This window comes from Bacillota bacterium (assembly GCA_024655925.1).
Taxonomy (GTDB): Bacteria; Bacillota; DTU025; order DTU025; family JANLFS01; genus JANLFS01.
This window is the reverse complement of record JANLFS010000130.1, coordinates 1-7,346: the sequence shown is the minus strand read 5'-3', so window position 1 is coordinate 7,346 and position 7,346 is coordinate 1. Positions and strand designations below refer to the sequence as shown.

Here is a 7,346-nt window from a genome sequence, read left to right as displayed (position 1 = left end):
TTGGGAAGCATAGCTGTCCCGTTGAAAAGAGTGCTGCCCCGCCTCTACAAGGTTTTTCGAATGAGCACGTTGAGAATGCGGTACATCCTCATGTCTCGAGTAAGGGGCTAGGTTGGGACTTGTAGAGGCATGCGGGATCCAGCCCACTATGCGTCGGATGGCGGTCCACATGTATTCGCCGGCATCGACATGGCGAAGAGGCAGCACGAACCGTGTGTCGTTGACGTGGAGGGGAGCCAGGTTCTCTCGATGCCCTTCCCGAACACGCACCCTGGAGCCGTACGCTTCCTGACGGCCGTGCGCAAGCGCGTCGGCGACGGTCCCGGCGCCGTGGCGTTCTGCCTCGAGGCCACAGGCCATTACTGGTTGTCGGCTTACTGCTTCCTCTCGGGTCAGGGATACCGAGCGCATGCGATCAACCCGATCCAGTCTGACGCGGTTCGCGACCTCTACATCCGCTCGGAGCTCGCCCGATTTCTTGAGTTGCACTCCAAAGGACGCCTTGGCCAGGGCCGCGCGGAACTCATCCAGGAATACGCCAGGGGAACCCTTGCCCGCAAACTAGTGGCTTACACAGGGATTGACGCCACAACCAGCCAATCGGGCCAGTTCACCGCTTCGCGCAACCGGATGTCCAAGAGAGGTTCGCCGGTGCTCCGCAGGGCGGTCTGGCTCGCGGCAGTGTCGGCCTGCCGCTTCAACCCGGAGTTCAATGCTTACTACGAGGCCAAAAAGCAGCAAGGCAAGCATCCCATGGCGGTAACCGGAGCTGTGGGCGCGGCGCTTAGTTGATCTGATCTACACGGTTTGGACTCAGGAAAGACCATTTGACCCGGACTACAGATGAAGCCCTCCCGGCTCCGCCGATTAGACTCCTTCTTCACTTGTCAAGGTGCGCTTGTGCGTTTTGTGCTATTGACTTTTCATAGCACGTCTTTTACGGTGTGATCGTTTCGGCCTGGGCGCCCGCTCGGGCTACAAGGAACGACGCATACCAAGAACCACATTCCTGCGCGCGGCTGGCATGGTCCTGATTCGCTTCCCGGCCGCTACCTCGTCCTAATTTCTGATACAATTCTGAAATCTAGAGCCAATGTGGTCGACGCGTAACTGCAGCCAGCCAGCCGACCAACCGACCAGTCAGTACAACAGGTGAGAAGCGCTGTCCCGTCTGAACTGATCGACGCCGTATGCCCACGATGAGACTACCTCAGCCGGGCTTGATCCCGCCTCCAACATGGCGCGGGGAGTCCCAGAGCCCAGGAGGAGATCGAAATGCCACCGAGAGCCTTCCGCCGGCGGGCGGAACTTGAACTCGCCCGGATAGAACTCCCGGACCATCGCCACCAGGACTAGCCCGGCCTCAATCGCCCGGAACCTCCGCCTCCCCTTCACTCGAATCAACGCTCCATGACACTCCACGCCCGCGTATTCCGATTTCGCCGGAGTGAACGACACGGGGACCGCTGAGAACTCGGGAATCCGGTCGCGAATGCCGGCGGCAACTCGCGGGCCGTCCATCCATGGCGCGCCGATCATTTCGAAGGGCCGGCCTGTGCCGCGCCCGTAGGATACGTTTGTGCCTTCTAGAAGGCACGTCGCCGGGTAGGCCGCCGCGGAGTCCGGAGTCGGAAGCCCGGGCGAAGGCGGGATCCACTCAAGTCCGGTGTCCGAATGCCACATACGCCTCTCCCAGCCTTCCATCGGCACAATCAACAGCCGCGCCCCGATGGAACACGCCTGGTTCAGATATGACGCCGCCTCCCCCGGCGTGAGGGCGTAACGCACCGGAACAGGGTACTGCCCCACGAACGACCGGAACCCCGGTTCCACGATTGGCCCTTCCACAACCTCGCCGCCGATAGGATTCGGCCGGTCGAGCACGATGAACGCGGCGCCGGACTCGGCGCACGCTTCCATGCAAAGTCCCATAGTGGACAGGTAGGTGTAGAATCTGACCCCGGCGTCTTGGAGGTCGTACACCACGGCGTCGATGCCAGAGAGCATTTCGGGGCAGGGTTTGCGAGTCGCGCCGTAGAGGCTGTACACGGGGATTCCGTCAGGCCCAAGCTCGTTTCCGACATGCTCCCCTGCCCCCTTCAGCCCCGCTATCCCGTGCTCGGGGGCGAAGAACGCGGCGATCCGCGCTCCCGGGATGCCTGACAGCACTGTGGCTGTGGAGCGGCCATCGGAGCCGCGTCCCGAGGGGTTCGTCAGGACCCCAATGGACTTGCCGCGCAACATCTCCACAACCTGCCTCGCACGCTCCGACGCGGCGGCCGGGCGGCGAATGGCCTCGCCTATTGTGTCAAGGCCGGTGCGAACCCGCCCTCTCATAGCGCGACCGGGAGCTTTCCGGCGGGTTCAAACCGCCCGAATACCGCCTCAGCCACCGCTTGCATGGAGCAGTTCCTGAAGCCGTAACCGGTTATGTAACAGTCCACATCGGGAAACTCAGAGATGTCGTAGGGATTCCTCATCGCTGCCGCCACCACAGGAACGCCCAAGCCCATCAGTTCCCGAATGACCGCCCCTTGCTCTGTGAAGAGGTGAGCGTTGTACGTGCCCACGATCACCAGGTCAGCCCCGCGGGCGAGCGCCAGCGCCTGCGCGGCCTCATCAGAAGACGGCCTTTCGCTGACTGACAGGGACGAAGCGGACGGGACGAACTGGCGGACCGCCGCGGCAAGCGGGCACTCGCCCGCTCCGTCGTCTTCCACCTGAGTCAGAGCTCGGATCGCGGGGCTCACCACGAGCACGCGGCCGGCCCGAGACGGATCCACGGGGATGACGCCGGATCTATTCCTCACGAGCGTCACAGCCCGCCGGGCGATCTCGAGGGCCAGGGCCCGGTGTTCCTCCGTCCCTGTCAGGCTCGCGGCCACGGATGGGTCAACCAGCCTCGGGGAAAGGATTCCCCGGCGCCGCTTGAGTTCAAGAATCCTGCGGACAGAGGCGTTTATCCGCTCGATTTCAATGGCCCCTGCCCGCGCTGCCGAGAGGAGCGCCTCGGCCGCCGCGATTTGCTCGGAGAGGATGTGGCACACGAGGACGATGTCGGCGCCGGCCTGTACCGCCCGGACCGCGGCCTCCCCCACTCCCCATCCCTTTGCGATTGCGCCCATAAGCATATCGTCGGTGATCACCACGCCCTTGAAGCCGAGGTCGTCGCGGAGCAGTCCCGTCAGTACGCGTTTCGAGAGAGTGGCAGGCAAGCCCGGTTCCGGTTCGATCGCCGGGAACGCGACGTGCGCGGTCATTACGACGTCGACGCCTCGGTCGATCGCCGCGCGAAACGGCGCAAGCTCGACCTCGGCGAGGCGATTCATGGGGTGCGCCACAGTTGGCAGCTCGATGTGGGAATCGACTGTGACGTCTCCCTTGCCCGGGAAGTGCTTGGCTGTGGCGATGACCCCCTCGCCTTGGCATCCCTCGACCGCCGCCGCGCCAAGCTCGGCAGCTACACGGGGGTCGGCCGAGAAGGAGCGCGTTCCGATCCCGGGGTTACGAGGGTTGCAGTTGACGTCAAGCACCGGGGCCAGGTTCATGTTGATCCCGCATGCCAGCATCTCGCGGGCGGCCGCGGCGGCGGCGGCCCGGGCAAGGTCAGAGGACCCGACCGCCCCTAAGGCCATGTTCCCGGGGAAAACAGTGACTCCGGAAGTCATGCGGACTACGGCCCCGCCTTCCTGGTCGATGGATATGAGGAACCCAATGGGAACCCGGCGCGAGGCGGCGACCTCCTGTAGGCTGTTGGCCAGACAGGCAGTTTGGAATGGGTCCGAGATATTCCGGCCGAGCAGGACCACTCCCCCTATGTTGTAGTCGCGCAAGAACCGCTCCGACTCGGGGGGAAGGGCCTTTCCTTCGAACCCCGTCATGAGCATCTGCCCGATCTTCTCCTCAAGAGTCAGGCCTGAGATCATTGCATCCAAGATATCCATCTCCTTACGGGGGTTTATCGCCGGGTGAATCTGACGTGATCCGACGACCAGCCCCGACGTGACTGACGCCGCGATTCCAACCACAAGGAAGAGGAGGGCGACCGCAAGAAGACTGTTGATCCTTTGCGGCTTACTCGGCTTCATGGGTCATGTCGCGCGCAGCCTGTATGGCCGGGCGCACGTGTCCGCCTGTCTTAGCCAGGGCGCGCTCAGCGCGAGTTCGGTCCGTGTCGGCCAAGGCCATTACCAGGGCCGTCTTCACTCGCATCCCCGAAGCGTCAAGGAGGGCCGCGGACGCGTCGGGGCTGAGGCCTGTCGCCATGGAGACTATCCGGACCGCCCTCTCCCGGAGCTTGTGGTTGGTTGGTTGCATGTCGACCATGAGGTTGTCGTAGACCTTACCCAGTTTCACCATAGACGCTGTAGACAGCATGTTCAGGACGAGCTTCTGCGCTGTGCCGGCTTTCATCCGGGTCGAGCCCGTTAAGGCCTCCGCGCCGACCACGAGGGAGACTACGATGTCCGCATCGAGCTCAGCGTGTTCCGAGTGGTTGCAGACCACAGCCACGGTGCCCGCGCCGACCTGCCTTGCTGCCCTGAGCCCGCCGCGGACATACGGGGTGACGCCGCTCGCGGAGATCCCGACCACCACGTGGCCCGGGCCAGCCACGGCCGCGACGTCGTTCATCCCGAGGTCTTCGTCGTCTTCGGACTCCTCGACCGCCCGGAACATCGCCTCCTGCCCGCCTGCGATGACCGCGGACACTGTGTCGGCGCCTACTCCGAAAGTGGGAAGACACTCCGCCGCGTCGACCACCGCGAGCCGCCCGCTCGTGCCTGCCCCGATGTAAAGGAGGGAGCCCCCTCGAGAAAGACGGTCCACAATCAAGTCAACAGCCTTTGCGATCTCGGGAAGCGCCCCCCGGACCACGTGCGGCACGGTAATATCCTCGTCGTTTATGACTCGGAGGATCTCAAGCGTGGACATGCAATCAAGCCCGAAGGAGCGAGGGTTTCGCTGTTCTGTGGTGAGGAACGCGTGATCCGGCATCCGTGCGTCACCGCCTTCTGCGCCCACCCAACGCGGATCTGGTTTTCACTATCGCTTCCATGGCCTCATCGTGGCGGGAGATGGCGACCAGCATGAACAGACAATCGATGACAGTCAGCTGCGCGATGCGCGAGGATAGCGCGCCGCTTCGGAGATCCGTCTCCCGGGCGGAGGTGACGAGTACGATATCCGAAAGCTTCGCCGCCGGGGATGTAGGGTGATTGGTGATGCATATGGTCCGCGCCCCGCACTCCCGGGCAAGTTCTAGAACCTCGAGAGTGTCGCGCGTCTGCCCGGAATGAGAGATCGCCACGGCTACGTCGTGGGCGGAGAGCAACGCGGCGCGAGTCGCCTGCACATGAGAGTCGGGGTAACACCCAGAGTCGATGCCTATCCTCATGAACTTGAGTTGAGCGTCCATGGCTACAACCCCGGATGCGCCGACGCCGAAGAAATGCACACGCTCGGCGTTAAGTATCGCGTGCGCGGCCTGGCTGAGGGCCTCGGGGTCGAGGACCCTTGCGGTGTCGGAAAGGGCCTGCGTGTTCGCGTGGAAGATCTTATCTTTGACCTGGGCGGCGGTATCACCCAACTCCACATCGCCGAACGCGCTTTCAGGGGTGGTTGCCAATTCGCGCACGAGCGCCAGCTTGAGCTGGGAGAATCCCGCAAAGCCCAGGTGCTGGCAGCACTTGACGACTGTAGACTCGCTCACCCCTGCCTCCTGTCCCAACTCCACCGAGGACATGGTTGTGACCTTTTCGGGATTATTGAGGATGTAGTCCGCGGCCTTCTTTTCAGCGGGCCGCAGAGAGATATACTGCCCGCGAATCAACGGCAGACAGTATGAAGACGGCTGATCCTGCGAAATGTCCTTGATCATAAGCGCCTCCCTGAGACTCGTTTGCGGATGACACTTCTCCACCTGCGGAAGAATTCCTTCCTTGCGCAGATAGATTCGGAATGACTTCTTTTGCAGAACCCTGGCCCGCTCAAGCTAAGCCGCGAGAACCGCAGTTGGTCTCCGCTAGCCACCGGCGGTCACCGCTGGCCGCCGCCAGTCGCCGCAGGCATGTGCAATTCGTCTCCATAAGATATACTAGGCTTAACACCGGACAAGACTCTCGGGCGGCTCGTTTTCATCCTGCCTGTCGAGGCATAAATGGAGGAGAGCGGATTTGGCTGACAAGAAGCATGCGAGTCCATCGATCGAAGTGTGGAGGAGCCTGTACGAGGCCGCCGTCGAATTCAGAGACCTCAACGCCTGGGACTGGATGTCCGACTCGGACAATTTCGGCGTTCAAGACCCCGCTACGGGGGAGATAGGCTACTGCACCGTAATGGGCGCGCTCGGGGAATTCCATGCCTTGGCGGCGTATCTCGGAACAGAGGGATTGGAAATGCTCGAGAGGACCATCTCCGGAGAAACAACAGTTCACGACATCGAAATCGCGCACCAACAGAAGTGCCTCATGGCTTCCTTTGAGAGCAGGCGCGACCTCGACCGGGCCGACCTTGACGTGATAAAGGAACTCGGGCTCTCCTTTCGGGGCAAACACCAGTGGCCGCGCTTCCGAAGCCATGAACCTGGATTGTTCCCATGGTACCTCACTTGCGGGGAAGCGACATTTCTGACGCACATTCTTGAACAGGCCAAACTGGTGTGCCTGCGGGTTAAAGAGGATCCCTACGCGCGGCTCCATCCAAACGGCAAGAAAGTCTCCCGTGGCGGCGAAGGAGTCTATCTAGTTAGGATGTCCGAGCAGAAGGACGGCGCGCTCGTGTGGAAGGATGAATGGCTCAAGCCTGACAGATCACCTGAACCTGACGTTGAGCGCCCCGTGGAAGTGGACGAGCTGCGTCTGACGAAGATGAGGAAGACGGTCAAGCAGACCGACGCCATATGGGAGGCAGATGTCTTCCATTCTCCAGCCCCCATTCAGGAGAGCGCAGACGAGCGTCCCCACTATCCGCCCATGTGCCTCTTGGTCGATCAAGGCACGGGGATAGTGTACAGCGCCTTGCTGGCAGAGGCTGATGAGCACAGACAGGCCTTCGTCGGCGAGCTTCTGAAAGCCATCAACACAAGCCAGACCAGGCCGAGAGAGATATGGGTCAAGAGAAAGGCTGCCTATGACCTCTTCCGCGGCGTTGCCGAGAAGCTTGGTATCGGAATCCGTCTGACGCCGTTTCTCGTTCAACTCGAGGCTGTTCAGAGAGCGCTCCTCAACCACATCTTGCAGAGGTAGTCCCTCTGGCATGGTGAGTATCGTCACGCGGGAAGGCATTTCCCTGAGCATCAGCTACCCCACGGCTAAACCCGGGGCTTGAGGTAAGCAAGCCTGGAGCTG

Annotated in this window: 5 protein-coding genes and 1 pseudogene; 2 read left to right on the top strand and 4 right to left on the bottom strand. The window is 62.1% G+C overall.

From position 1 onward, the window contains the following. Nucleotides 1-129 precede the first annotated feature (129 nt). Nucleotides 130-847, top strand: a pseudogene (locus NUW23_14420) (IS110 family transposase). A 293-nt stretch (nucleotides 848-1,140) separates the two neighbouring features. Here NUW23_14420 and NUW23_14415 read toward each other — a convergent pair. The 4 genes from NUW23_14415 to NUW23_14400 are packed head-to-tail and all read right to left on the bottom strand — an operon-like array spanning nucleotide 1,141 to nucleotide 5,878. Beyond that, on the bottom strand, nucleotides 1,141-2,337 hold the full coding sequence (locus NUW23_14415; protein MCR4427354.1) for a DUF1343 domain-containing protein: 1,197 nt from the start codon (nucleotides 2,335-2,337) through the stop codon (nucleotides 1,141-1,143). Further along, nucleotides 2,334-4,088, bottom strand: coding sequence for a beta-N-acetylhexosaminidase (gene nagZ, locus NUW23_14410; protein ID MCR4427353.1), 1,755 nt, complete (start codon nucleotides 4,086-4,088; stop codon nucleotides 2,334-2,336). Before nagZ ends, NUW23_14415 begins: the two co-directional genes overlap by 4 nt. Continuing rightward, entirely contained in the window at nucleotides 4,075-4,995 is a 921-nt protein-coding gene (gene murQ, locus NUW23_14405) for an N-acetylmuramic acid 6-phosphate etherase (protein ID MCR4427352.1), read from the bottom strand. The genes nagZ and murQ overlap by 14 nt, the downstream gene beginning before the upstream one ends. 7 nt (nucleotides 4,996-5,002) lie before the next feature. Beyond that, on the bottom strand, nucleotides 5,003-5,878 hold the full coding sequence (locus NUW23_14400) for a MurR/RpiR family transcriptional regulator (GenBank protein MCR4427351.1): 876 nt from the start codon (nucleotides 5,876-5,878) through the stop codon (nucleotides 5,003-5,005). Between the two features lie 295 nt (nucleotides 5,879-6,173). On the opposite strand from NUW23_14400, the gene NUW23_14395 reads away from it, so the two are divergent. Next, nucleotides 6,174-7,244 carry a hypothetical protein gene (locus NUW23_14395; GenBank protein ID MCR4427350.1) on the top strand — a complete coding sequence of 357 codons (1,071 nt, stop codon included), beginning with the start codon at nucleotides 6,174-6,176 and terminating at the stop codon, nucleotides 7,242-7,244. Nucleotides 7,245-7,346 lie beyond the last annotated feature (102 nt).

Coding starts and splice junctions, on each gene's coding strand:
- NUW23_14415 (MCR4427354.1), bottom strand. CDS start 2,337: ATGAGAGGGCGGGTTCGCACCGGCCTTGACACAATAGGCGAGGCCATT.
- nagZ (MCR4427353.1), bottom strand. CDS start 4,088: ATGAAGCCGAGTAAGCCGCAAAGGATCAACAGTCTTCTTGCGGTCGCC.
- murQ (MCR4427352.1), bottom strand. CDS start 4,995: ATGCCGGATCACGCGTTCCTCACCACAGAACAGCGAAACCCTCGCTCC.
- NUW23_14400 (MCR4427351.1), bottom strand. CDS start 5,878: ATGATCAAGGACATTTCGCAGGATCAGCCGTCTTCATACTGTCTGCCG.